Source organism: Micromonospora sp. NPDC005172, from assembly GCF_040608555.1.
Lineage (GTDB): Bacteria > Actinomycetota > Actinomycetes > Mycobacteriales > Micromonosporaceae > Micromonospora.
In genome coordinates this window covers 49,429-73,954 of the sequence record NZ_JBEXIL010000025.1, presented here as the reverse complement: position 1 = coordinate 73,954, position 24,526 = coordinate 49,429, and the positions used below count along the sequence as shown (strand labels likewise).

The window sequence follows — 24,526 nt, the reverse complement described above, 5'->3', positions numbered from 1 at the left end:
CTCACGGGGCGCGCGGCGCGTCGATGTAGTGCGGCAGGAACCGCGCGTAGCCGTCGGTGATCAGACTCGCGCTCTCCCGGACCCCCACCCCGGCCGACTCGCCGTCGACGATCCAGCTGCCCAGCACCGTCCGGTTGCCGGCGAACTGCGGCAGCGCCCGGAACTCCTGGTAGCACCAGCCCTCGTCGCCGTAGATCCCCGGGTTGGTGATCTCCTCGGCGGCGGTGACGATGCGTACCGAGCCGCCCTCCCGGCCGAGCAGGGGCTTGGCCACGTACTCCGGCATGCCACGCGGTGAGTCGAGGTACGCCGGGAGCAGGTACTCGTGGCCGGGGTACAGCTCCCAGAGGATCGCGAGCAGCGCCTTGTTGGACAGCAGCAGCTTCCAGGCCGGTTCGATCCAGGTGGTCGGGGTGCCCGGTGCCAGCGCGGGCGGCCCGTACGGCTCGGCGAGCATCCACTCCCAGGGGTAGAGCTTGAAACAGGTGGTCACCGCGCGGTCGGCCGCGTCGACGAAGCGGCGACCGTCCCAGCCGATGTGCTGGATGGGTTGCAGCTCGACGTCCAGGCCGGCCTGCCGGGCGGTCTCGGCGAGGTAGCCGGCGGTCATGTGGTCCTCGCCGGACTCCTCCTCGTTCGACCAGAGCACGTGCACCCGAGGGTCGTGCAACCCGACGCCGATCTTGGCCCAGGCGCCGACCAGTCGCTCGTGCAGGCTGTTCCACTGGTCCAGGTCGGGGCGGGTCTGCTCCAGCCAGTACCACTGGATGATGCTCGCCTCGACCAGCGCGGTCGGGGTGTCCGCGTTGTACTCCAGCATCTTCGGGGGCCAGGTGCCGTCGTACGCCAGGTCGAAGCGCCCGTAGAGGGTGGGCGGCGCCTCGCGCAGCGAGCGGGCCACCGCGTCGGCGGCCCATTGCGGGATGCCGAACTCGGCGTACCGGCGGTGCTGCACCACGTGCTCGGCAGCGGCGACCGACATCCGGTGCAGCTCTTCGGTGGCCTCCTCCAGCCGCAGCACCTCGTCGAGGTCGAAGGCGTACGCGGCGCTCTCGTCCCAGTACGACATGATCCCGCCGTCGGGCAGCTCGGTGTCGACGTAGACCAGTCCCTGTGCCCGGATCGTGGCGTCCCAGTCGGCTCGGGGCGTCATGGACTCGCGGCGCACCTCAGCCGCCGCAGGAGGCGAGGTGGGTGCCGAACCCGCCGCGCTCGGGCAGGGCGGCGGTCGCCGGCTCCCCCGCGCTACGCCCAGCGGTGGCAGGGTCGGACACCCGCATCGCCAGCGCGACAGTGTCACCGCCACCGATCGGCCCGAGAGCGCAGTCGTCATCGTCGTCGTCGGAGGTCATGTTGCAGCCGGAGAGAGCGAGCGCGAGAGCGGTGAGAGCGCCAAGCTGCACGGAGGCCGACCGGAGCCGGCGGCGGGGGCTTTGGTTCACGGCATCGTTGTAGCCGATCGACGCCAGCAGCGCAGCCCCAGCCGCCGCCGGGCGGGGGTCCTGGCAGGGGCGATACGCTCGGCTCATGCTCCGTTCCGTCATCCTCGCCGCCTCCCGGTCATCCCAGGTCGAGCGGCTCGTCGCGACCGCCCCGTACACCCGGGACGTCGTCCGCCGGTTCGTCGCCGGCGCCGCCACCGACGACGCGCTGCGCGCCACCCGCGGGCTCGTCGACGACGGTCTGGCAGTCACCCTCGACCATCTGGGCGAGGACACCGTCACCCCCGAACAGGCCACGGCCACCCGGGACGAGTACCTGAATCTGCTGTCGGTTCTCTCGGGGGCCGGCCTCACCCCGGCTGCCGAGGTGAGCGTGAAGCTCTCCGCGCTGGGCCAGATGTTCGACGAGCAGTTGGCGTACGACAACGTGCGGGCGATCTGCGCGGCCGCCGACAAGGCGGGCACCACTGTCACGCTGGACATGGAGGACCACACCACCACCGACTCGACGTTGGAGGTGCTGGCGAAGCTGCGCAAGGACTTCCCGTCGACCGGCGCGGTGCTCCAGGCGTACCTGCGGCGGACCGAGTCGGACTGCCGGGAGCTGTCCTCGGCCGGGTCGCGGGTTCGCCTCTGCAAGGGCGCGTACAAGGAGCCGGAGTCGGTGGCCTACCAGTCGGCCCGCGAGGTGGACAAGTCCTACGTCCGCTGCATGAACATCCTGATGTCCGGCGACGGTTACCCGATGCTGGCGACGCACGACCCGCGGATGATCTCGATCGGCGAGGACCGGGCCCGCTGGTTCGACCGGGGGCCGGAGCGCTTCGAGTTCCAGATGCTCTACGGCATCCGTCCCGAGGAGCAGGCCCGGCTGGCCGGCGAGGGCTACACGGTGCGCACCTACGTCCCGTACGGCGACCAGTGGTACGGCTACCTGATGCGTCGGCTCGCCGAGCGCCCGGCGAACCTGGTCTTCTTCGGCCGCGCGCTGGTCTCGAAGAAGTGACTGTCGCTTGACGCGCCTGGCTAGCGGAGTTAGCTTTTCGGCTATGACAGCTAGCCGGGTGTGTGCCGGTGCCTAGGGCCGGGCTCAACCAGCAGACCGTGGTACGCGAAGCCGCCCGGCTCGCCGACGAGGTCGGCTACCAGCAGCTCACCCTCGCCGCGCTCGCCGGCCGGCTCGGTGTCGCGCTGCCCAGCCTCTACAAGCACATCCGGGGGGCGGACGCGCTGAGCCAGAAGCTCTCCGCGCTCGCCACCGCCGAGCTGGCCACCGAGCTGACCACGGCCGCCGCCGGACGGGCCGGCGGCGACGCCCTGCGGGCGATGGCGGACGCCTACCGGTCGTACGCCCGCCGGCACCCCGGGCGCTACCCGACCACCCAGCGGGTGCCCGACCCGTCCGACCCCGAACACGTCGAGGCGGGTGAACGCGCGGTCGGCGCCATCTTCGCCGTGCTGCGCGGCTACGGGCTCACCGGCGACGACGCGGTGGACGCGACCCGGGCGGTGCGCAGCGCCCTGCACGGCTTCGTCGCCCTGGAGGCCGCCGGTGGCTTCGGGTTGCCCCGCGAGGTCGACCGCTCGTACCACCAGATGGTCGCCGGCCTGGACGTGGCATTCCGCTCCTGGCCGGCCCGCGGAGCCTGAACCGACCCGATCGGCCCGGGTCGGCCTCGCCCGATCCGGTGTTTGGTCGTACCCTTCGGCGGGTGACTGACGGGGTGCAGCAGCCAGCACCGCGGCGGCTCTGGCCGCTGTGGACCGTACTCGTCGTTGTCGTCGTGGTTCTGGGCTGTGGCCTTCCGGCGCTGCTGGTGGTCGGTGCCGTCCGCGAGGCCGGCGGCCGGGCCACGCTCAGCCGGGCCGGTGTCACCGCCGCCGACGACCCGGCCACCGCCGTCGCCCGGGGGCTGTCCGACCGGATGGCCGCGCAGCTCCGGCAGCAGTCTGCGGCGTTGCTCGGCGGCGACCGCTCCGCCTTCCTCGCCATCGCCGACCCGGCCGCGCACGCCGACCTGCGGCGTCGATTCGCCGCATTGCGGGCCCTCAAGGTGACCGTCTGGCGGGCCGAGCCGAGCGGCCTGCCCGTGCCGGTCGTCGGCAGGCCGGGGGAGTGGCGGCTGCTGGTGCGCTTCCAGTACTGCTTCGTGGCGGCCGACTGCCGGCCGAGCCCGGTGCTGATCGGCACCCGCTGGCGGGAGAACGGTGACGCGCCCCGACTGGTCGCCGTCGAGGAGTCCAAGTCCGCCGAGACCGGCACCCGACCGTGGGAGATCAGCGACCTGGTCGTGAAGGTGGGCGCGCGGACCATCGTCGCCACCACACCGGCGCTGCGCGGCAAGCTGCCCGCCCTGTCGGCCCAGGCCGAGACCGCGGCCAAGGTCGCCGACACGTACGTCGTGACAGGCTCGCCCCCGGACCGCTACCGGATCTTCTACGCCGGCCGTACCGAGTGGCAACGCTGGTACGGCGGTGGGCGCCCACAGTGGACGGGCGGCTACGCGGTGACCGTGGGCGGTGGCCACCACGAGGTCGTGCTCAACGCCGACGGGCTGGCCAGCAGCGGCACCGACGACCTGCTCCGGCACGAGCTGACCCACGCCGCCTCACTGCCCGAGCGCGGATACCCGGGCAAGACGACCTGGTGGCTGGTCGAGGGGCTGGCCGAGTTCGCCGGCTCGGGCGGTCAGCCGGTCGACAGGTACGAGGGGCTCGCGGAGGTACGCAAACTGGTCGGGAGCAGCTGGGACGGCCGGTTGGAGGGCGTCACCCCCGCCGACGACGCACCCGCCGAGCGGGTCGGCGGCAGCTACGGCGTCGGCTACCTCGCCGTCCGCCACCTCGTCGACCGGTTCGGGCCGGAGCGGCTGCTGACCTTCTTCAAGGCCGTGGTGCACGACCGCACGACGCTCGCCGCCGCCGCCGACGAGGCGTTCGGTGAGGAGTGGTCGACGCTGCACGACGAGTGCGTGGCGTACATCCGCGCGACCGCCGCCTGAGGGCCGCAGACCGCGTCGGGTGGGTGCCTGCCGGGGACGGCGGGTGCGGCACGGCCGACGTGACGGTGCGCCGTACCATCGATGGGTGCGCCGCCCCGACCTGCTCAGGCCCGCAAGCGCCACGCGGCCCCGCCTGCTCATCGCCCTGACCGCCGTCGCCGTCCTCACCGCCACCACCGCCGCGTCCTGCGGTGACGACCAACCGCCGGTGGCGCTCGCCTCGGCCGCCCGTAACCCGGTCAGCGAGGTGATCGACGCTCCGGCGACGGTGACGGCCCGCGCCGCCGCCAGCCTCACCGCACCCGCCGACGGCACCCTCGCCAGCCTGCGTGTCCAGCCTGGACAACGGGTGAAGCGCGGTCAGGTGCTCGCCGTGGTCGCGTCCCCGTCGGCCCAGGCCCGCCTGCGGCAGGCGAAGGAGGCGCTGGACGCGGCCAAGCGCGCCGGCCGGGGCGTCTCCACCGGCAACCTGTCCAGCAGTCGGCGGGGCACCGACAAGGCTGCCGACGAGGCGTTCGACGCCGCCCGCAAGGCCGCCGAGAAGATCGCCGACCAGCAGCTACGGGACGCGCTGCTGGCCCAGGTGACGTCCGCCCAGCGGCAGTACGCCGCCGCCGCGCGCAGCGCCGATGCGGCAGTCCGGGCTGTGCAGCGGGGGATCAGCGGGCTGAACTCCGCCGTCAGCTCGTTGTCCGCGGCCCAACGGCTCCAGGCCCAGCAGGCGTACGACCTGGCCAAGGCGACAGTCGACGCGCTGACCCTGCGCGCCCCGATCGGCGGAGTGGTGCAGCCGGGTGGCACCCGGGCCGGCGGCGGCGCCAGCGGCGGTCTGGCCGGGCTGTTGGAGCAGGCCGGTGGCGCCGGGATCGACCCGTCCGCGCTGGCTCCCGCACAGGCCGGCCCGCCGGCCGGGGTCGACGACGCCGTCGTGGTCGGCGCTCAGGTCACCGCCGGCACGCCGGTGCTGACCGTCGTGGACACCGGGCAGCTCGGCCTGCTCGCCGACGTGGACGAGACCGATGTGCTGCTGGTCAAGCCCGGCGTGACCGCCACCGTCGAGCTGGACGCCGTCACCGGTGCCAGCTACGACGCCACGGTGCGTTCGGTCGACGTGCTCCCCACCAGCTCCGCGCAGGGTGGCGTCACCTACCGGGTACGCCTCGCGCTGGGCGCGGGGAAGCTGGCCGAGGACGAGCCGGCCCCGACGCCCCGCCCCGGCATGAACGCGATCGTGCACCTGCGCGTACGCGAGGCCGCCGACGCGGTGACCGTCCCGGCCTCGGCGGTCTTCTCGGCCGACGGCCGGGACGCCGTCTGGGTGGTCCGCGACGGAAAGGCCGACCGGGCGGCCGTGACCGTGGGTGTCCAGGGGGCCGACCTGGTGCAGATCCTCAACGGGGTGCAGGCCGGCGACCGGATCGTGGTACGCGGCACCGACCAGGTACGCGACGGCCAGGAAGTCCGGTGAGCGACACGCCGCCGGCCATCGAGGCTGTCGACGTGTCCCGCACGTACCAGCTCGACGGGGTGTCGGTCGAGGCGCTGCGCGGGGTGTCGTTGACCGTGCAGCCGGGCGACTACGTGGCGCTGGTCGGCCCGTCCGGCTCCGGCAAGTCCACGCTCATGCACCTGCTGGGCGGCCTGGACCGGCCGACCGGCGGCCGGTTGGTGCTCGGCGGGCGGGACGTCAATGCCCTCTCCCCGCCGGAGATGGCCGCCCTGCGCAACGAGACGATCGGCTTCGTCTTCCAGGCCTTCCACCTGCTGCCGCGTACCTCGGCGGTGGAGAACGTGGCGTTGCCGCTGGTCTACCGGGGGATGTCGGCCCGGCAGCGCCGGGAGCGGGCTGCGGCCATGCTGGGCCGCGTCGGTCTCGGGCACCGGCTGGACCACCGGCCCAACCAGATGTCCGGTGGCGAGCAGCAGCGGGTCGCCATCGCCCGCGCGCTGGTCACCGAGCCGACCGTGCTGCTGGCCGACGAGCCGACCGGCAATCTGGACAGTGTGACCGGCGCGGCGGTCCTGGAACTGTTGGAGCGGTTGAACGCGGAGTCCGGTGTGGCGTTGGTGATGGTCACCCACGACCAGGAGGTGGCGGCGCGGGCCGCGCGTCGCATCACCATGCGCGACGGTGTGGTGGTGGCGGACAGCGCCGCCGAACGTCATGATCGACCGCCGTCCGTCGACCACGGTCGACCTGAGACACTGGTCCCCGCTCCCAGCGCGGAGCCCCGGTCCGTGTCCGGAAACGGCCCGGGGCACCCGTCCGGTGGCTCCGGTGGCGCCGCCGGAGCCACCGGACGCCTTCCGCACGAGCCCGACCCGCACCGCGCGGAGGTCGACACGCGTGAGCCCGACCCGCGCCGTGCAAAGGCCGACATGCGTGAGCCCGGCCCGCGCGGCGCGGAGGTCGACACGCGTGAGCCCGGGGACGGTGTGGCGTGAGGGTCGCCGAGGCGTGGCGGGTCGCGCTGGACGCCCTGCGCGCCAACCGGCTGCGCAGCTCGCTCACCATGCTCGGTGTGATCATCGGGGTGGCGTCGGTGGTGCTGCTGGTCGCCATCGGCACCGGCACCAAGCAGAAGGTGGAGCAACAGGTCGAAGGGCTCGGCTCCAACCTGCTGCTGGTCGTTCCCGGCAAGATCGAGGTGGGCACCGCGCCGGTGGTCTCCCCGTTGACGCTCAAGGACGCCGAGGCGGTGTCCCGCGTCGTCGGCGATCCCCAGCGGGTCGCGGTCACCGTCGCCTCGGGGGCGACCGCACGGGCCGGCGCGCGCTCCGACTTCACCACCGTCCAGGGCGTGCTGGAGACCACGCCGACGGTGTTCACCCGGACGCTGGCCCGGGGGCGCTACCTCACCGGCACGGACGTGGACACCAGCCGGCGCGTCGCGGTGCTCGGCGACTCGGTGGCACGCGCGCTGTTCCCCGACCGCGATCCCCTCGGTCAGCAGGTGACCCTCGCCGGCGTTCGATTCCGGGTCATCGGCGTGTTCGCGCCCCTCGGGCAGAGTCTCGGCGTCGACCGGGACGACGAGGTGCACGTACCGGTGACCGCCGCGCAGCGCCTCTGGGGCACCCAGCGGGTGGACGGCATCGCGGTCAAGGCGCCCGACCGCGAGCGGATCGACGAGTTGGGCGAGCGCATCGTCGCCGAACTCAACCGCCGACACCCGGACACCGAGTTCAGTGCGGTCACGCAGCAGCAGATCCTCGGCGTGCTCGGCGACATCCTCGGCGTGCTCACCGGCGTGCTCGCCGCAATCGCCGGCATCTCCCTGCTCGTCGGCGGCGTCGGCGTCTCCAACATCATGCTGGTCAGCGTCCGCGAGCGGACCCGCGAGATCGGGCTGCGCAAGGCGGTCGGCGCTCGACCCCGCGACATCGGCGTGCAGTTCCTGCTGGAGGCGGTGCTGCTCACCACCATCGGTGGGTTGACCGGGATGGCGTTGGGTGTGGGGACCGCCCTGCTGGTGGACGCGCTGTCACCGATCCCCGCGGCGATCACCTGGTGGTCGTTGGCGCTGGCCTTCGGTGTGTCGGCGGCGGTGGGCATCGTCTTCGGTGTGGTCCCCGCGCAGCGCGCGGGCCGACTCGATCCGGTGGTGGCGCTGCGCGCCGAGTAATCGGACGGCGGACGCAGCCGGGGAGATAACGGCAGGCCGGATCGGGTGAACGAGCCACCGAAACATGATCAGTTGTACGAAGGGATCGCGCCGGTCACAGCCGTCCCGCTACCGTACTGGTAACACGCGCGTCGCCGCCCGACCCGGAGCATCCGTCGGGTTGGCACGCGCCGGGCATGGGATGGGTCGGTGAGCCATGGCCGGGTCGCAGTCCGACGGACGGCTGTCGGAGGTCAAGTTCCTGACCGTCGCGGAGGTGGCGACGGTCATGCGGGTGTCGAAGATGACCGTCTATCGCCTCGTGCACAGCGGTGAGCTCACCGCGGTCCGGGTGGGCCGGTCGTTCCGGGTGCCCGAGCACGCGGTGCACGAATATCTGCGGGGCGCTTTTCAGGAAACCGCCTGAGCCACCGATCGGCCGATCGGACGCCCGCTAGGCGGCATGGGCGGGGGCGCGTTGGTCCTGCTGACGCTCTCCGGCTACCCTGGAGCGCGATCGAGACCCCACCGGTGCGCCCCGCCGCCCAGACCGGTCCGGTCCGTTGTCCGCATGCGGTCGCCGTCGCCACCTGCGTGGTGTCATCCGGCCCGCCCCGCACGTTGTATCGAAAGGCTGTCGTATGGGCTCGGTGGTCAAGAAGCGCCGTAAGCGCATGGCTAAGAAGAAGCACCGCAAGCTGCTGCGCAAGACCCGCGTCCAGCGTCGCCGTCTCGGCAAGTGACCGTCGCCGGGCGTTCGCCCGGCAACTCGGCGTCACTTGCCTAACTGTCGATCTCCGGAGGCTCAGGTGATCAGGCCGTGGTCGTCCCGGCTCGATCCGGCCTGTCGGCGTAGGTGCGTCAGATGACCCCCGGTAGCACCACAGGTGCGCCGGGGGTCGTCGTCGTCACCGGAGTCGGTCGTTACCTGGGCGCCCACGTTGCGGCCCGGTTGGCGGCCGACCCGCGCATCGAACGGGTCATCGGCGTGGACGCGCCGGAGCCGGCCGCCGAGCTCACCGATCTGCTGGATCGGGTCGAGCGCATCCGCGTCGACCCGGGTTCGCTCGGTGGGCTCCTCGCCGACCTGGACGTCGACGCGGTGGTCCACCTCGCGTTGATGAGTTCCCCCGACCCGCAGCACGGTGGCCGGTCGGCCATGAAGGATCAGAACGTCATCGGCACCATGCAGTTGCTCGCCGCCTGCCAGCGGGCGCCCCGGCTGCGCAAGCTCGTGGTCCGGTCGTCGACCGCCGCGTACGGGGTGTCGTTCCGCGACCCGGCGGTGTTCACCGAGGAGACCGAGCCGCGCGAAGTGCCGCGCGGCGGTTTCGGCCGCGACATCCTCGACGTCGAGGGGTACGTCCGTGGCTTCCGCCGCCGGCGACCCGACGTGACCGCGACGGTGCTGCGCTTCGCCCCGTTCATTGGCTCCACCGCCGACACGACCCTGACGCGCTACTTCGCGCAGCCGTTCGTGCCGACCGTCTTCGGCCGCGACCCCCGCCTGCAGTTCCTGCACTTCGACGACGCGTTGGAGGTGCTGCACCGGTCGATCGTCCAGGACCATCCGGGCACCTACAACGTCGCCGGTCCGGGAGTGCTGTCGCTGTCCCAGGCGATCCGGCGGGCCGGCCGGGTGGCCGTGCCGGTGCTCGAACCGGGTCTCTCCAGCGCCGCGGCGCTGGCCCGCACCATGGGGTTCGGCCGCTACGGCCTGGACCAGGTCGATCTCTTCGTGCACGGTCGGGTCGTCGACACCACGCGTCTCGAGCAGGAGTACGGCTTCACTCCCCGCTCCACGGCCGAGGCGTTCGAGGACTTCATCCGCGCCCACCACGGTGGGGCGGTGCTCAGCCGAGGTCAGTTGGCGGTGGCCGAGCAGTTGGTCCTGGACGGCATTCGACAGGTCCGTGCCGCGGTGCGGGAGCGGACGTCGTGACCGGACAGGGCCACGATTCGCAGGGGATCGGGCGTTTCGACGTACCGCCGGTTCCGCCCGCGCCGGACGCGGAGCCGGCGCGGCGCAACGGCCACCGCCCGGCGGCCCGCCTCGCGCCCGCCGCGACGGCCGGCGACGAGGTCGACACGCCGACCGACGGTCCGGCGGATACGGCCGCCGGCGGGCTCCACAGCACCGCGACCGACGAGCCGAACGGCGCAAGCACGCCGGCTTCCGGTGGTGGCACCGGTCCGGCGGTGGCGGATCGGCCCGGAGACCAGTGGGACCGCCGGGTGGCGAACGGGTTGGCGTTCCTGCGCCGACGGTTGGCCGGGGACTACGAGGTCGACGAGTTCGGCTTCGACCCGGAGCTGACCGACGCGGTCTTCCATCCGCTGCTGCGGCTGCTCTACCGGGACTGGTTCCGGACCGAGGTCAGCGGGGTGGAGAACGTACCCGTCGAGGGGCCCGCCCTGGTCGTCGGTAACCACTCGGGCACCGTGGCGCTGGACGCGTTGATCCTGTCGGCGGCCCTGCACGACAAGCACCCGGCGCACCGCTACCTGCGCCTGCTCGGCGCCGACCTGGTGTTCCGGATGCCGGTGGTGTCGGAGATCGCGCGCAAGACCGGCGGCACGGTGGCCTGCAACCCGGACGCCGAGCGGCTGCTCGGCGGTGGCGACCTGGTCGGTGTGTTCCCCGAGGGGTTCAAGGGCATCGGCAAGCTCTACGCCGACCGGTACAAGCTGCAACGGTTCGGCCGGGGCGGTTTCGTGTCGGCCGCGCTGCGGACGGGCACCCCGATCGTTCCGGTCGCCATCGTCGGCGGCGAGGAGATCTACCCGATGCTCGCCGACATCAAGCCCCTCGCGCGACTGCTCAAGCTGCCGTACTTCCCGGTCACGCCGACCTTCCCCTGGCTCGGGCCGCTGGGCATGGTGCCGCTGCCCAGCAAGTGGCTGATCGAGTTCTGCCCGCCGATCCCCACCGCCCACCTGACCGACTCGGCGGACGACCCGCTGGTCGTCTTCAACCTCGCCGACCAGGTGCGGGAGACCATCCAGCAGACCCTGCACACGCTGCTCGAACGGCGACCTGATCCGTTCGGCCCCTGAGTCAGCCGGCGCGGCGGCGACGCTGGAGGGCCAGGCCGGCGGTGACCGCGCCGGCGACGAGACCGGCTGCCGCCGTCGACGGTACGGCGATCTTGACGGCCCGTCGGCCGGTGCGGAAGTCCCGGACCTCCCAGCCCTGCTGGCGGGCCTGCCGCAGCAGGGTGCCGTCCGGGTTCACCGCCACCGCCCGACCCACCGTGGAGAGCAGCGGCAGGTCGTTGGACGAGTCGCTGTACGCCGCGCAGCGCCGCAGATCCAGCCCCTCCACGGCGGCGAGCTGGGTGACGGCCTCGGCCTTCGCGGGCCCGTGCATGAGGTCACCCACCAACCGCCCGGTGTACGCCCCCGCCCGCACCTCCGCGACCGTGCCGATCGCGCCCGTCAGGCCGAGTCGGGCGGCGATCACCCGACCGATCTCCACCGGGGCGGCGCTGACCAGCCACACGCGTTGGCCGGCGTCCAGGTGGCGTTGGGCGAGCTGGCGGGTGCCGACCCAGATCCGGGGTGCCATCAGCTCGTCGAAGATCTCTTCCGAGAGTCGTTCCACGTCGTCCACCCGCCACCCCTCGACGAAGGCCAGCGCGGCGTCCTTCGCCTGGGACATGTCACCCGCGTGCTCGCGGGCGAGCAGCCGGAAACGGAGCTGCTGCCAGGCGAAACGGGCCAGGTCGGCCGTCGTGAAGTAGTTCCGGGCGGCAAGTCCCCGGGCGAACCAGTAGATCGACGCGCCCTGCATCATCGTGTTGTCGACGTCGAAGAAGGCGGCGGCGGTCGGGTCCGGTGCGGGCGGGGTCACCGACGCCAGTTCGGTCTCCGCCCAACCGGCGGTGTGCCCCCGTGCGTCGGTGCTGACCGTCACCTTGCGGCTGCGCGCCACGCGACGTTCCCTCCCTCCGCAGCTACGACGATGCCTCCAGCGAGGGTAACCGGAGCACACGCTCGACCGGCCGGGCACAGGAAACTGCGCCGCGGCCGGTCGGTGGTGCGGTCCCGCGTGGCGGTCAGCGCGCGCCGGGGCAGGTGGTCGGGGTGGGCCCGAGCGTGTCGCTGCCGGTCGGTGCCGGCAGGCCGCACGCGATGGCGGCGCGTACCGAGTCCGAGCGTTCCCGGATGCTGTCCAGCAGGGCCAGCGACCGCCGGGTCCGTTCCCGGTCGGCCCGGTCGGCGCCGTCGAGCAGGTTGCTCACCGCCCGGCGCTGACTGCTGACGAACGTGTTGACGGTGTCCAGGCTGGCCGGCTCGCCCCGCTGCACGGCGGCGGCGGTGAGCAGGCGAATGCCCTGGCGGGTGTCGGCGTCCATGTCGTCGAGGACGGCGCTGTAACCGATGCGGTCACCCCGCAGCTCGGCGGCCTCGCCGAGTCGGGTCCGGGCGAAGTCCAGGAAGAGCTGGCCGCGGCTGATGTCCGAGCTGGCCAGGGCGAGCTGGGCCCGCTCGGTGGACCGCTTCATGCCGTACAGCGCATCGCCGGGGACGGCGTTCTCGCTGGCGGCGGAGATGCCGGAGACGGCGATGGCCCCGGCGGCGATGCCGACCAGGATCGCTCCCCGGGCGCGGGCCCGTCGGGCGGTGACCGCCGGCAGCAGCGAACCACGGCTCGTGACCGCGGGACGCGACGCGGCCGGCTCGGCCGTCGCCGGGGCGGTGCCGATTCCCTCGCGTTCGGCCGTGGCGAGCAGCATCGCCCGCAGGCCGGTGCGGAAGTCGGGACTCACCTCGACCCTGGGGGGATCGACGCAGAGTCGCTGGCCCACCGCGACGAGCGGCGTCAGTTGACTGTCCACCCGGGACCGCACATGGTGTCGCCGGCCGCCGTTGGCCTCGTCGAGAAGTTGCGCGAAGCGCTCGGCGCGCCGACGGGAGAAGAGGTTGTTATCCACCGCAGGCACCTCCTCTCGCTGGTCACGGCCGGTCGGCCGCCGAAGTCTCCAGCGACCGGGCGGCGTTGTGACACCACGGAGGTGAGGCGCCGTCCGGCGTGCCGGGCGGACCTCGGTGCCCCGGGCCTGCCGGGACATCCACCGGTCGCACCCGGAGAAACGCGGCGGACCGTGCACGGGTTACGGGCCGGGCGGGGCGAAAATCACAGAAAGTGATCGGCGTCACCAAGTGAGAGCCGCCCTGAGCTGCGCAGACAGTGATCACCCACGCCGGCCCGTCAGCGGATCAGGGCTGGAAGCCATCGGGCAGCAGCCGTGCCAGCGCACGAACCGCCCGATATTGCAGAGCCTTGATGGCACCCTCGTTCTTGCCCATGGCCCGCGCCGTCTCGGCCACCGAGAAGCCCTGCAGGAACCGGAGCACGATGCACTCCTGCTGCTCCGGGTTGAGCTGCTTGACGGCGGTGAGCAGGGCGACGTTGGTGATGTGTTCGACCACCGCGGCTTCCGGGCTGCCCTCGGGCCCCCGATCCTCACGGTCGGCGTCGAGCACGTCCCCGGTGGTGACCTCCAGCCGGTACCGGCCGGACTTGAAGTGGTCGGCGACCAGGTTGCGGGCGATGGTCACCAGCCAGGCGCCGAGATCGCGGCCCTGCCAGGTGAAGCTGCCGATCCGCTTGAGGGCGCGCAGGAACGTGTCCGACGTCAGGTCCTCGGCCAGTTGGCGGTTGCCGACCCGGAAGTAGACGAACCGGAAGACGGTGTCCACGTACCTGTCGTAGATGAGACCGAACGCCTCGGACTCGCCGGCCTGCGCCCGCTCGACGAGCGTCCAGACCTCGGTGGCCGGGTCGGACGGGTCCGGTCGGCTCGGATAGCCCGTCGGGGTGGTCGGGGTGGTCGGGGTGGCGGCCGGGACCGCCGGGATCACCGCCGTCTCGCCCGCCGCCGGGTCGGTGGTCGCCGCCGGTGCGTCGCCGGCCCGACGCCCCTGCGAGGGCATCGTCGGTCGGGTCGGTGCGGCGACACGTCCACCGGCCGGCATCGCGTTGCCACCGGGCACCGCCGGTCTCGGTGGAGGCTCGTTGGTGTGCGGGCGGTTGCGGGTCCGCTGGGCAGGGCCCTCGCTGCGCATCGTGGCGTGCGGGTCACCCAGTGGCGCGCGTGTCGCCGGGCGTTCGTTGACCTGCGAGCGGGGCGTCTGGCCGGTCAGGCCGACGGGGCGTTCCGCGTATCCGAAGGTGGTCACCGCGCAGCCCCCGTCCCGGTGGTCGCCGGACGCGCCGGTTTGCGGGTCGTCGGTGCGGACCGACCGGGCAACCGGTCGGGCAGGACTGTTCCGGGGTGTGCCGACGGGCGGCAGTTCCCCTTGAGGTGCTGGTCCAATGCGCTGACAGGCACGGGGGCCTCCTCGGGCTGAGGGGTGTCGACTCACGGCAAATGGGGTGAGCCGACCCGAGTGATAATAGGGCCAACGTCACCCGCGCGTGGCAAGTCCGTTACACAGGGCGGAAGTATTTCCCGCCGTGTCGCACCGGTGGCGGACCGGTTGTCCGTCGTGTGCGTTTGACTTTCGACCGACCCGGTGTTCCAGGATGGATGCCCAGGTCGGAGGGCAATTCGACCGAGCGGTCGAGGGGTGCGCGCCGCCCGCTGGGCCGAGCCGTCCCAACCGCCCGTCGAGCGCTCCGGTCGTCCCATCAGCCGGACTGGACCGGATCATCGACGGCACGGAAAGTGTCCCGTTGACGGGACGCCGGACGGGCCGTCGCACACCACCGTCGGACGTGGCCAGTCGACCGCCGCTGTGCCAGACTCGACCACCGTGCAGGACTCCCCGGCAGACTCGCCGCCGAACCTCGCCGACCGTGTCCGCCGGGCGGCTCTCGACCACGGCGACCGGCCCGCGCTGCACTGGCGGGACCGGTGCGTCAGCTGGTCCGAACTGGACACCGCCGTGACCGCCGCCGCGTACGGCCTGGCCGCCGCCGTGCCACCCACCGAACCGGACGCCACGCCGCCGCGAGTCGCGATCGCGCTGCCGAACACCCTCGGCTTCGTGATCGGCTGGCTCGGCGCGCTGCGGGCCGGGCTGGTCGCGGTGCCGGTCAATCCCGGCTTCACCGCCCCGGAGCTGCGCCACGTCCTGGCCGACTCCGGGGCATCGCTGCTGATCGGCACCGAGCGGGTCCGCGGCCTCGTCGCCGAGGTGGCCGCCGACCTGCCGGCGCTCACGGCCGTGCACGCCACCCCGCCGAGCGCCGCGCAGCCCGAGCCGAGCCTCCGCCCACACCGGGGTGGCGACGACCTCGCCGTACTGCTCTACACGTCCGGCACCGAGGGCCACCCGAAGGGCGCGATGCTCTCCCACCGCGCGCTGCTGGCCAACCACGAACAGGTGGACGCGGTCGAGCCGCCGGTGGTCGGCCCGGACGACAGGGTGCTGCTGGCCCTGCCGCTGTTCCACGCGTACGGGCTCAACTCCGGGCTCGGCGCGGTCGTCCAGCACGGCGCCGAGGGCGTCCTGCTCGACGACCCGGACCCGACGGCGGGGCTCGCCGAGATCGCCCGGCACCAGGTCAGCGTGCTGGTCGGCGTACCGTCGATGTTCCTCGCCTGGGCCGACGCCGACGCGGTCCGCGCGGCGACCGCGTCCGTGCGGGTGGCCGTGTGCGGCGCGGCACCGCTGGAACCCGCTGTCGCGGCGCGCTTCACCGCGGCGACCGGCCACCCGATGCACGTCGGGTACGGCCTGACCGAGACCGCGCCGGTGCTCACCTCCACGCTGGTCGGTCCGACGGCCAAGGCCGGCTCGATCGGTCGACCGCTGCCCGGCGTCGAGCTGCGCCTGGTCGGGCCGGACTCCGAGGTCCTGTGGCGCGACGGGCAGGCGGTCCCCGACGACGACGCGGACGAGATGGACATCTCCGACGTCGCACCGGGCACCGACCCGGGGCAGATCGTCGTACGCGGCCCCAACCTCTTCGACGGCTACTGGCCGGACGGCCGCGACGGCCCGGACGCCGACGGCTGGTGGGGTACCGGCGACATCGCGTACGCCGACGCCGACGGTGACCTCTTCCTCGTCGACCGACTCGGCGAGCTGATCCTGGTGAACGGCTTCAACGTCTATCCGCACGAGGTCGAGCTGGTGCTCGGCGGGCACCCCGGGGTGGCCGAGTCGGCGGTACTGGGTGTGCCGCACCCGCGAACCGGCGAGACTGTGCGGGCGTACGTGGTGCCGGCGCCGGGCCGGCCGGTCACCGGCGAGGAACTGCTCGCACACTGCGCACGGAACCTGGCCCGGTTCAAGTGCCCGACCGCCGTCGAGTTCGTCGACGCACTGCCCCACTCGGCGATCGGCAAGGTACGAAAGACCCAGCTCCGGCCGGCGACCCCGGCCGGCCCGCCCGCACCCGCCGACGACGCCCGCACGGAGGTACCCGATGGCCACTGACGCCCGGCTCGCCCTGATCACCCGACCCGGCTGCCACCTGTGCGACGACGCCAAGGCAGCGCTCGACCGGGTGGTGGCGGTCACCGGCGACAAGTGGGTCGAGTGGGACGTCACCGGCGACGAGGGGCTGGAACGCGAGTACGGGGACCGACTGCCGGTGGTGATGCTCGACGGCAAGGAGCACGGCTACTGGCGGGTGGAGGAGGACCGGCTGCTGCGGGACCTGACCACGCCCCAGCTCTGAGGGCCTAGGGTGCTCGGATGACCATTGCGCACCCCCACCTGGTCTGGGACTGGAACGGCACCCTGCTCAACGACCTCAGCCTGGTGGTGGCCGCCACCAACGCGGCGTTCGCCAGCGTGGGCGGGCCGACGGTCACCGCCGAGGAGCACCGGACGCGGTTCCGCCGGCCGATCGCCGACTACTACGCCGAGGTGCTCGGGCAGGCCGTGGACGACGACGCCTTCGGCCGGCTGGACCAGATCTTCCACCAGGCGTACCGCAGCGGATTGACCACCTGCGAACTGGCCGCCGACGCGCGGACCGCGATGGCCGCCTGGAAGGGCAGCCAGAGCCTGCTCTCCATGTGGTTCCACGAGGAGCTGGTGCCCACCGTGCACACGTACGGGTTGACCGGGCACTTCACCCGGGTCGACGGGCTGCGGGCCACGGTCGGCGGCGACCGCAAGGCCGAGTCGCTGCGGCGGCACCTCGCCGAGCTGGGCGTGGACGGGAGCACTGTCGTGCTGATCGGCGACTCGATCGACGACGCGGACGCGGCCCTCGCCGTCGGCGGCCGGGCGGTGCTCTACACCGGGGGGTTCACCGACCCGGCCCGGCTGCGTGTCTCCGGTCACCCGGTGGCGGACACGCTCACCGACGCGGTGGCCCTGGCCGCCCGGGAGGTCAGTTCCGCAGGTAGGTGAGGACCGCCAGCACCCGCCGGTGCTGCTCGGTGTCCGGCGGGAGGGTGAGCTTGGTGAAGATGTTGCGCACGTGCTTCTCCACCGCACCGTCGCTGACCACCAGCGCTCGGGCGATGGCCGTGTTCGACCGACCCTCGGCCATCAGCGCGAGCACCTCCCGCTCACGCGGCGTCAACTCGCGCAGCGGGTCGTCGCGGCGGCGTCGGGCGAAGAGCTGGCCGACCACCTCCGGGTCGAGCACCGTGCCGCCGGCCGCCACCCGGCGCAGCGCGTCCAGGAACTCGTCGATCGCCGCCACCCGGTCCTTGAGCAGGTAGCCGATCCCGCCGCCGCCGGCGCCGCCGGTGGTGGCGAGCAGATCATCGGCGTACGACACCTCGACGTACTGGGAGAGCACCAGGATCGGCGTACGCGGCACCAGTTGGCGCGCCTGCACCGCCGCCCGCAGCCCCTCGTCGGTGTGGGTCGGCGGCATCCGCACGTCGACGATCGACACGTCGGGCCGGTGCTCGACCACCGCCTCGACGAGTGCCTCACCGTCCCCGACGGCGGCCACCACCTGGTGCCCGCTCTCGGTCAGCAGCCGTACCAGCCCCTCCCGGAGCAGGACGGCGTCGTCAGCGATCACGATGCGCATGGCTGTGGTGTCTACCACGTCGGGGCGGCCTTCCGGTGTGTTCACAGCGGCAGGTCGGCGCGGATCTCGGTGGGGCCGCCGTTCGGGCTGACCACGGTCAGCTCACCGCCGGCCGCCCGGATGCGGTCGGCGATGCCGGCCAGCCCGTGGCCCTTGGCCAGGTGCGCGCCACCCTGCCCGTCGTCGCCCACCCGCACCTGGAGGTGGGTGCCCTGACGGGCCACGACGACCATGGCCTCGGTGGCCCGACTGTGCTTGGCGATGTTGGTCAGTGCCTCGGCCACCACGAAGTACGCGGTGTTCTCCACCGCCGGGTCGAGTCGGCCGTCCCGCGTACCGAGCTGCTGGTCGACCTGAAGCTCGATGGGGATGAGCCCGCGACCGGCGAGCGCGGCCAGTGCGCTGGGCAGACCTCGGTCCACCAGGATCGGTGGGGCGATGCCCCGGGACAGCGCCCGCAGTTCGGCAAGCGTCTCCCGGGTCTGGGTCACCGCCTCGTCGATGGTCCGTCCGGCCTCCTCCGGGTCGGAGGCGAGCTGCATCCGGGCTCGGCTGAGGTCCATCGCCAGGCGGACCAGGCGCTGCTGCGGCCCGTCGTGGATGTCGCGCTCCAGCCGGCGCAGCGCGGACGCCTCGGCGGAGACCGCAGCCCGCTTCTGCTCCTCCAGCACGGTGATCCGGTCCCGCATCTCGGCCACACCGGTCAGCAGGGCCTTGGCGAAGCTGGCCTGGAGCAGCGCACAGCCCCGGACCACGATCGGCAGCGTGATGAGGAAGAACACCCCGATCGCGGTGTTCAGCCCGATCCGGGCGGTGGTCGAGTCGCCCAGGCCGAGGAGTTGCGTCAGATCCTGGTTGCCTTCGGACGGGCGGGGCAGAGCCCAGTCGTACGTCCAGTAGAGCGATTCCACGATCGTGGCGGCCCACCAGGCCATGGTCACCCCGAAGGTGACCAGTGCCACGATCAACCGCAGGAGTCCATGCGCCAGGTCGAGCCAGGACTGTGCGTCACGCATCGGCAGGAAGATCCGCCGCCAGGCGTTCGCGCCCGGCTCCGGCAGCCGGTAGCGCGGTCGCACCCGGGGCTGCCGGAGCACGGCGGGCAGTCGCAGGCGCTCGATGTCGGCCATCCCGCGTGCGGCGTACAGGGTGCCGCTGAGGATCGGCAGGCCGATCACGGTGACCATCAGGCCGATGCCGAGCGAGAGGCCGACCAGGAGCACGACGAAGCTGGCCACCGCCAGAGGGAGGCCGAGCAGCACGTACCCGGAGTCGACGAAGAGTTGGCGGGGAATACTCCGTGCCAGCGGGTGTCGGTCGCTGGTGGCGGCAACGGCGGTCATGGCAGAAAGGCTAGGCAGTCGCCGCCCCGCCCCCCATCCCGAAGCCCGGTCTCTCCCCGGTAGTGCTGCCCCCACCCCCGCGCTCCCCGCCTCTTCTCCGCGCCGATCTTGCAATTGCTGTTGACGATCTGCCCTGACGTGCGCCTTATGCGGCGACAGAAAGTGCAAGATCGCGGGGCGGGGGCAGGCGTGGGCTCGGTCGGGCGCGGGATTGGTCAGAGAAGTCGGGATTGAGCAATAATCGCGCGGGCGGTGAGCGCTCAATCGATCTTGTGGAATGGAGGGGCAGGTGGGGTCGTGTCCCGGAGCGGCAAGATCGCGATTTGTGCACGTCTTCACAAGCGCCTACTCTCTAGTTCCGACGCGCCCTGCTAGCACAGCCGGCAACCTCGGTCGCCAGCGGGAGTCCATAAGCGGCCGACCAGCGGAGTTGGCCGAGGATCGCACCGCACGGAGTCTCATGAGTCAGCACCGTCAGTCAGGTGCGCCCGGCCGCGCCGGTGGCGTACCGGCGCTCCCGGATCTTCCCGAGGCGACCGTCGCTCGGCTCCCGGAATACCTACGCGCGTTGCACAATCTTGCCGACGCAGGGCACGAAACGATCTCCAGTGAAGGTCTCTCGGCGGCCGCGGGGGTCAATTCCGCCAAGCTCCGCAAAGACCTCTCCCACCTCGGTTCGTACGGCACACGGGGCGTCGGCTACGACGTCGCGCTGCTGATCGAGCAGATCGAGTACGTGCTCGGGCTCACTCAGCGTCGCGCGGTGGCCCTGGTCGGCGTGGGTAATCTCGGTCACGCTCTGGCCGGCTACGACGGGTTCGCCAGCCGGGGCTTCCGGATCGCCGCACTGCTCGACGCCGATCCCTCCCGGGTCGGTGAAGAGATCAACGGCCTGGTTGTCCGGCATGTCGACGAGCTGCCCGCGGTCGCCGCGGAGGAGTCCATCGCGATCGGCGTGATCGCCACCCCGGCCCCCGCCGCCCAGCGGGTCGCCGATCAGCTGGTCGCGGTCGGCGTGACGAGCATCCTCAACTTCGCGCCCTGCGTACTCTCTGTCCCGGAGGGGGTCGACGTGCGCAAGGTCGACCTCGCCATCGAGCTGCAGATCCTGTCCTTCCACGAGCACCGTAAGGCGTCGCTGACCGCGCTGCCCGCCACCGGCGGGTCCGCTCTCACCGCCCTGCCCGGCGGGCTCGCGGCCACCGACACCCAGGAGGCGATCGGCACGTGAAACTGCTCGTCGTCGGCGCGTCCTACCGGACCGCCCCGGTCGCCACGCTGGAGCAGCTGGCCGTGCCCCCCGCCGACCTCACCCGCACCCTGGACCGCCTGGTCGCACAGCCGTACGTGAGCGAGGCGGCGATCGTCTCCACCTGCAACCGCGTGGAGATCTACGCCGCCGTGTCCGGTTTCCACGGTGGGCTCGGCGACATCTGCGCCGTACTGGCCGAGCAGGCCGACAGCACTCCGGCGGCGCTCGCCAGCCACCTGTACGTCCACTACGACACCGCCGCCGTGGACCACGTCTTCCGCGTCGCCACCGGGCTGGACTCGATGGTCGTGGGCGAGGCGCAGATCCTCGGCCAACTGCGTGACGCGTACCACTGGGCCACCGGCGCCGACTCCGCCGGCCGCCTGCTGCACGAGCTGATGCAGCAGGCGCTGCGCATCGGCAAGCGGGCCCACGCCGAGACCGGCATCGACCGGGCCGGCCAGAGTGTGGTGACCGCCGCGCTGGAGCTGGCGGCCGGGCACCTCGACGGCGACCTCGTCGGCCACCCGGCCCTGGTGATCGGGGCCGGCGCGATGGGTTCGCTCGGGGTGGCCACGCTGTCCCGGCTGGGTGCGGGGCCGCTCACGGTCACCAACCGGGGCGCCGACCGGGCCGTCCGGCTCGCCGAGTCGTACGGGGCGAGTGCCGCGCCGATGACCGAGCTGGCCGCCACGCTCTCCACAGTGGACATCGTAGTGGCCGCCACCGCGTCCACCGAGCCGGTCCTCACCCGGGCGGTGGTCACCGCCGCGCTCGCCGAGCGTGACCCGGCTCGAGGCCCGCTGGTCCTGCTCGACCTGGCCGTTCCGCGCGACGTCGAGGAGGGCGTCGCCGACCTGCCCGGCGTCGAGGTGATCGACATCGACCGGATGGCGGCACTGCTCGCCGACGGCCCGGCCGCAGCGGATGCCGCCGCCGTCGAACGGATCGTGCTCGGCGAGGTGGAGGGCTTCCTCACCTGGCTGCGCGGCGCCGACGTGGCGCCCACCGTGGCGGCGCTGCGGGGTCGCGCCGACGACGTCGTCGCCGCCGAGCTGCGCCGCCTGGCCCAGCGCCGCCCCGACCTCGGCGACGACCTGCGCGCCGAGGTGGCCCGTACGGTGCACCGGGTGGTGCAACGGCTGCTGCACCAACCCACCGTCAAGGTCCGCCAGCTCGCCGCCGAGCCCGGTGGTGACCAGTACGCGGCGCTGCTGCGTGAGCTGTTCGACCTCGAGGTGCCGCAGACCTCGCCGGTCGACACCGTCCCGGACGTGCTGACTCCCGACCTCGGCATGACGCTCCCGGACACCGCCCCGGTGTCCGGCACCGACGCCACCGAACCGACCCCACCCACCGGAGGTGCGCGTTGACCGCCCCCCTGCGCCTCGGCACCCGGGGCAGCACCCTGGCCATGGCCCAGTCCGGCCACGTCGCCGAGGCGGTGACCGCCGCCACCGGCCGCCCGGTCGAGCTGGTCGAGGTGGTCACCGCGGGCGACCGCTCCAGCGCGCCGGTGCACCGGCTCGGCGTCGGAGTGTTCGTCTCCGCGCTGCGCGACGCGCTGACCGCCGGGACGATCGACTTCGCAGTGCACTCGTACAAGGACCTGCCCACCGCCGCCGCGGGCGGGCTGCACATCGCGGCGGTCCCGGCGCGGCAGGATCCTCGGGACGCGCTGGTCGCCCGCGACGGCCGGACGCTCGCCGAGCTGCCGTCCGGCGCCACGGTGGGCACCGGCGCGCTGCGTCGCATCGCCCAGTTGCAGGCGCTCGGCCTGCAACTGGAGGTCACCCCGATCCGCGGCAACATCGACACCCGCCTGGCGCGGGTGATCGGCCCCGACGCCGACCTCGACGCCGTCGTCCTGGCCCGGGCCGGGCTGGCCCGGATCGGTCGGGTCGACGTGATCACCGAGACGCTGGACCCGATGCTGATGCTGCCCGCGCCCGCCCAGGGCGCGCTGGCCGTGGAGTGCCGGGTCGACGACCAGGACCTGGTCGAGCTGCTCGGAATGCTCGACCACGCACCGTCACGCTCCGCGGTCACTGCGGAACGTGCGTTTCTGGCAACCCTGGAGGCCGGGTGCAGCGCACCCGTCGCCGCCTACGCCGAGCTTGCCGAAGGCGAGACCGGTGATGAGATCTACCTGCGCGGGGCGGTGATCAGTCCGGACGGCACTCGTGACCTCCGGCTGTCCCGCACCGGAACGCCCGCCGACGCAGCGGAGATCGGTAAGGCACTCGCCGCCGAACTCCTCGAACTCGGCGCCGACTCGATCCTCGGCCACGAAGGACACACCGGCCCGGGGACCCAGCAATTTGGGAGCACAGAATGACCCGCACCCGTAAGCCCGTCGGCCGTATCGCGTTTGTCGGGGCGGGCCCCGGCGACCCAGGTCTGCTGACCCGCAGGGCGCACGACGCCCTGGTCGACGCCGACCAGGTGATCTACGACCGGGGAGTCCCGGAGTCGCTGCTCGCCGCCGTCCGGGCCGAGGCCAGGGACGACGCCGAGTTCACCCCGGCCGAAGGTGCGCCGGGAGACGTGGCGAAGGTGTTGATCTCCGCGGCCCGGTCCGGGCTGAACGCGGTGCACCTGGTCGCCGGCGACCCGTTCGGCCACGACTCGGTGGTCAAGGAGGTGCAGGCCGTGGCCCGTACCGCCGCCCACTTCGAGGTGGTGCCCGGCGTCGGCCAGGCCGAGGGCGTGGCCACCTACGCGGGGGTTCCGCTGCCGGGCGTACGTACCGCCGCCGACGTCGAGGACGTCAGCGTGCTGGACTTCGAGGCGCTGGCCGCCGCCGTCGGCCGGGGTTCGCTCGCACTCGCCGTGGACGCCGGTGACCTCGCCGCCGTCCGGGACGGGCTGCTGGCCGCCGGCGTCGACGGCACCACCGGCGTCGGGGTGACCGGCGACGGCACCGGCGAGACCCAGTACACGACCACGTCGACCGTGGACAGCTTCGTGGCCGCCGCGCTCGGCTTCACCGGCCGGGTGGTGCTCACCGTCGGGGTCGGGGTCGGGCAGCGCGACAAGCTGAGCTGGTGGGAGAACCGCCCGCTGTACGGCTGGAAGGTGCTGGTACCCCGTACCAAGGAGCAGGCCGGTGCGATGAGTGCCCGGCTGCGGGCGTACGGAGCGATCCCGTGCGAGGTGCCGACCATCGCGGTCGAGCCGCCGCGCACCCCGGCCCAGATGGAGCGGGCGGTCAAGGGCCTTGTCGACGGCCGGTACGCCTGGGTGATCTTCACCTCGGTCAACGCCGTACGCGCGGTCTGGGAGAAGTTCGCCGAGCACGGCCTGGACGCCCGGCACTTCGGCGGGGTCAAGATCGCCTGTATCGGCGAGGCGACCGCGGACGCGGTCCGCGCGTTCGGCATCCAGCCGGAGCTGCTCCCCGCCGGGGAACAGTCCTCCGAAGGGCTGCTGGCCGAGTTCTCGCCGCACGACGAGATCCTCGACCCGGTCGGCCGGGTGCTGCTGCCGCGCGCCGACATCGCCACCGAGACGCTCGCCGCCGGGCTTACCGAGCGCGGCTGGGAGGTCGACGACGTGACCGCGTACCGGACGGTGCGGGCTGCGCCGCCGCCGGCCGAGATCCGGGACGCGATCAAGTCGGGCGGGTTCGACGCGGTGCTCTTCACGTCTTCGTCGACCGTGCGGAACCTCGTCGGTATCGCCGGGAAGCCGCACGCGCGCACGGTTGTTGCCGTGATTGGGCCCAAGACGGCGGAGACCGCGACGGAGTTCGGCCTTCGGGTCGACGTCCAGCCGCCGCACGCCTCGGTGCCCGACCTGGTGGAGGCGCTCGCCGCCTACGCCGTCGAGCTGCGCGAGAAGCTGGCCGCCATGCCGGCCAAGCAGCGTCGTGGCTCGAAGGTGCAGGGGCCGACCGCCCTGCGCTTCCGGTAGTCGTCGTTC

The 24,526-nt window shown here is 72.8% G+C and carries 23 protein-coding genes and 1 pseudogene; 17 read left to right on the top strand and 7 right to left on the bottom strand.

The features are described from left to right. Nucleotide 1: 1 nt before the first annotated feature. Nucleotides 2–1,168: a glutathionylspermidine synthase family protein gene (locus ABZV06_RS18705; RefSeq protein WP_355622851.1), complete on the bottom strand. Its 1,167-nt coding sequence runs from the start codon at nt 1,166–1,168 to the stop codon at nt 2–4. A gap of 1 nt (nt 1,169) precedes the next feature. After that, entirely contained in the window at nt 1,170–1,529 is a 360-nt protein-coding gene (locus tag ABZV06_RS18700) for a hypothetical protein (protein WP_355622848.1), read from the bottom strand. On the opposite strand from ABZV06_RS18700, the gene ABZV06_RS18695 reads away from it, so the two are divergent. From ABZV06_RS18695 to ABZV06_RS18650, 10 genes and pseudogenes are all read left to right on the top strand, one after another. After that, on the top strand, nt 1,528–2,448 hold the full coding sequence (locus ABZV06_RS18695) for a proline dehydrogenase family protein (protein WP_355244968.1): 921 nt from the start codon (nt 1,528–1,530) through the stop codon (nt 2,446–2,448). The genes ABZV06_RS18700 and ABZV06_RS18695 overlap by 2 nt on opposite strands. Nucleotides 2,449–2,516: 68 nt before the next feature. Continuing rightward, the gene (locus ABZV06_RS18690) at nt 2,517–3,092 is read left to right on the top strand and encodes a WHG domain-containing protein (RefSeq protein WP_355622845.1); all 576 of its coding nucleotides are present in this window, start codon (nt 2,517–2,519) and stop codon (nt 3,090–3,092) included. 62 nt (nt 3,093–3,154) lie between these two features. Then, on the top strand, nt 3,155–4,444 hold the full coding sequence (locus ABZV06_RS18685; RefSeq protein WP_355244974.1) for a hypothetical protein: 1,290 nt from the start codon (nt 3,155–3,157) through the stop codon (nt 4,442–4,444). A gap of 85 nt (nt 4,445–4,529) precedes the next feature. Next, complete coding sequence (locus tag ABZV06_RS18680; RefSeq protein ID WP_355622842.1) at nt 4,530–5,912, top strand: efflux RND transporter periplasmic adaptor subunit; 1,383 nt, start codon at nt 4,530–4,532, stop codon at nt 5,910–5,912. After that, nucleotides 5,909–6,748, top strand: a pseudogene (locus ABZV06_RS18675) (ABC transporter ATP-binding protein); the annotation flags it as partial. The gene ABZV06_RS18680 and the pseudogene ABZV06_RS18675, both read left to right, overlap by 4 nt. A 137-nt stretch (nt 6,749–6,885) precedes the next feature. Further along, nucleotides 6,886–8,070, top strand: a complete 1,185-nt coding sequence (locus tag ABZV06_RS18670) for an ABC transporter permease (RefSeq protein WP_355244980.1) — start codon at nt 6,886–6,888, stop codon at nt 8,068–8,070. A gap of 196 nt (nt 8,071–8,266) precedes the next feature. Beyond that, nucleotides 8,267–8,476 carry a helix-turn-helix domain-containing protein gene (locus ABZV06_RS18665; RefSeq protein WP_007465625.1) on the top strand — a complete coding sequence of 70 codons (210 nt, stop codon included), beginning with the start codon at nt 8,267–8,269 and terminating at the stop codon, nt 8,474–8,476. Between the two features lie 214 nt (nt 8,477–8,690). Next, on the top strand, nt 8,691–8,792 hold the full coding sequence (locus ABZV06_RS18660; protein WP_007465623.1) for an AURKAIP1/COX24 domain-containing protein: 102 nt from the start codon (nt 8,691–8,693) through the stop codon (nt 8,790–8,792). 122 nt (nt 8,793–8,914) lie between these two features. After that, on the top strand, nt 8,915–9,991 hold the full coding sequence (locus tag ABZV06_RS18655) for an NAD-dependent epimerase/dehydratase family protein (protein WP_355244984.1): 1,077 nt from the start codon (nt 8,915–8,917) through the stop codon (nt 9,989–9,991). A gap of 257 nt (nt 9,992–10,248) precedes the next feature. Next, a complete protein-coding gene (locus ABZV06_RS18650; protein ID WP_355622865.1) occupies nt 10,249–11,106 on the top strand; it encodes a lysophospholipid acyltransferase family protein in 858 nt (285 codons plus the stop codon). A gap of 1 nt (nt 11,107) precedes the next feature. Here the strand turns inward: ABZV06_RS18650 and ABZV06_RS18645 are convergent, their stop codons facing one another. The 3 genes from ABZV06_RS18645 to ABZV06_RS18635 form a co-directional block, all read right to left on the bottom strand. Beyond that, entirely contained in the window at nt 11,108–11,983 is an 876-nt protein-coding gene (locus ABZV06_RS18645) for an HAD-IB family hydrolase (RefSeq protein WP_355622839.1), read from the bottom strand. 124 nt (nt 11,984–12,107) lie between these two features. Further along, nucleotides 12,108–12,986 carry a DUF5667 domain-containing protein gene (locus ABZV06_RS18640; RefSeq protein WP_355244989.1) on the bottom strand — a complete coding sequence of 293 codons (879 nt, stop codon included), beginning with the start codon at nt 12,984–12,986 and terminating at the stop codon, nt 12,108–12,110. 286 nt (nt 12,987–13,272) lie between these two features. Then, nucleotides 13,273–14,235: an ECF subfamily RNA polymerase sigma factor, BldN family gene (locus ABZV06_RS18635; RefSeq protein WP_355622836.1), complete on the bottom strand. Its 963-nt coding sequence runs from the start codon at nt 14,233–14,235 to the stop codon at nt 13,273–13,275. Nucleotides 14,236–14,811: 576 nt separating this feature from the next. Between ABZV06_RS18635 and ABZV06_RS18630 the strand changes: the two genes are divergently transcribed. Genes ABZV06_RS18630 through ABZV06_RS18620 form a run of 3 tightly spaced genes read left to right on the top strand, consistent with a single transcriptional unit; the run spans nt 14,812 to nt 17,370 of the window. Next, nucleotides 14,812–16,443, top strand: coding sequence for an AMP-binding protein (locus ABZV06_RS18630; protein ID WP_355622833.1), 1,632 nt, complete (start codon nt 14,812–14,814; stop codon nt 16,441–16,443). After that, entirely contained in the window at nt 16,433–16,687 is a 255-nt protein-coding gene (locus ABZV06_RS18625) for a glutaredoxin family protein (RefSeq protein WP_030329740.1), read from the top strand. The genes ABZV06_RS18630 and ABZV06_RS18625 overlap by 11 nt, the downstream gene beginning before the upstream one ends. Before the next feature lie 17 nt (nt 16,688–16,704). Next, nucleotides 16,705–17,370, top strand: coding sequence for an HAD hydrolase-like protein (locus ABZV06_RS18620; protein ID WP_355622830.1), 666 nt, complete (start codon nt 16,705–16,707; stop codon nt 17,368–17,370). Here ABZV06_RS18620 and ABZV06_RS18615 read toward each other — a convergent pair. Then, nucleotides 17,351–18,007, bottom strand: a complete 657-nt coding sequence (locus ABZV06_RS18615; protein ID WP_355622827.1) for a response regulator transcription factor — start codon at nt 18,005–18,007, stop codon at nt 17,351–17,353. The two genes, ABZV06_RS18620 and ABZV06_RS18615, sit on opposite strands and share 20 nt — an antisense overlap. 41 nt (nt 18,008–18,048) lie before the next feature. Beyond that, nucleotides 18,049–19,350, bottom strand: coding sequence for a sensor histidine kinase (locus ABZV06_RS18610; RefSeq protein WP_355245004.1), 1,302 nt, complete (start codon nt 19,348–19,350; stop codon nt 18,049–18,051). A 460-nt stretch (nt 19,351–19,810) separates the two neighbouring features. On the opposite strand from ABZV06_RS18610, the gene ABZV06_RS18605 reads away from it, so the two are divergent. From ABZV06_RS18605 to ABZV06_RS18590, 4 genes are read left to right on the top strand one after another with little or no spacing between them, the layout of a single operon-like run. Beyond that, nucleotides 19,811–20,581 (top strand): redox-sensing transcriptional repressor Rex, encoded by a 771-nt coding sequence (locus tag ABZV06_RS18605; RefSeq protein WP_355245007.1) that lies wholly within the window; start codon nt 19,811–19,813, stop codon nt 20,579–20,581. Beyond that, a complete protein-coding gene (locus ABZV06_RS18600) occupies nt 20,578–21,975 on the top strand; it encodes a glutamyl-tRNA reductase (RefSeq protein WP_355622824.1) in 1,398 nt (465 codons plus the stop codon). The genes ABZV06_RS18605 and ABZV06_RS18600 overlap by 4 nt, the downstream gene beginning before the upstream one ends. After that, nucleotides 21,972–22,940, top strand: a complete 969-nt coding sequence (gene hemC, locus ABZV06_RS18595; protein WP_355622821.1) for a hydroxymethylbilane synthase — start codon at nt 21,972–21,974, stop codon at nt 22,938–22,940. Before ABZV06_RS18600 ends, hemC begins: the two co-directional genes overlap by 4 nt. Continuing rightward, nucleotides 22,937–24,517, top strand: a complete 1,581-nt coding sequence (locus ABZV06_RS18590; protein ID WP_355245016.1) for a uroporphyrinogen-III synthase — start codon at nt 22,937–22,939, stop codon at nt 24,515–24,517. The genes hemC and ABZV06_RS18590 overlap by 4 nt, the downstream gene beginning before the upstream one ends. Nucleotides 24,518–24,526: the final 9 nt, after the last annotated feature.

Coding starts and splice junctions, on each gene's coding strand:
- ABZV06_RS18590 (WP_355245016.1), top strand. CDS start 22,937: ATGACCCGCACCCGTAAGCCCGTCGGCCGTATCGCGTTTGTCGGGGCG.
- ABZV06_RS18665 (WP_007465625.1), top strand. CDS start 8,267: ATGGCCGGGTCGCAGTCCGACGGACGGCTGTCGGAGGTCAAGTTCCTG.
- ABZV06_RS18700 (WP_355622848.1), bottom strand. CDS start 1,529: ATGAGCCGAGCGTATCGCCCCTGCCAGGACCCCCGCCCGGCGGCGGCT.
- ABZV06_RS18615 (WP_355622827.1), bottom strand. CDS start 18,007: ATGCGCATCGTGATCGCTGACGACGCCGTCCTGCTCCGGGAGGGGCTG.
- ABZV06_RS18655 (WP_355244984.1), top strand. CDS start 8,915: ATGACCCCCGGTAGCACCACAGGTGCGCCGGGGGTCGTCGTCGTCACC.
- ABZV06_RS18660 (WP_007465623.1), top strand. CDS start 8,691: ATGGGCTCGGTGGTCAAGAAGCGCCGTAAGCGCATGGCTAAGAAGAAG.
- ABZV06_RS18610 (WP_355245004.1), bottom strand. CDS start 19,350: ATGACCGCCGTTGCCGCCACCAGCGACCGACACCCGCTGGCACGGAGT.
- ABZV06_RS18605 (WP_355245007.1), top strand. CDS start 19,811: ATGAGTCAGCACCGTCAGTCAGGTGCGCCCGGCCGCGCCGGTGGCGTA.
- ABZV06_RS18695 (WP_355244968.1), top strand. CDS start 1,528: ATGCTCCGTTCCGTCATCCTCGCCGCCTCCCGGTCATCCCAGGTCGAG.
- ABZV06_RS18620 (WP_355622830.1), top strand. CDS start 16,705: ATGACCATTGCGCACCCCCACCTGGTCTGGGACTGGAACGGCACCCTG.
- ABZV06_RS18625 (WP_030329740.1), top strand. CDS start 16,433: ATGGCCACTGACGCCCGGCTCGCCCTGATCACCCGACCCGGCTGCCAC.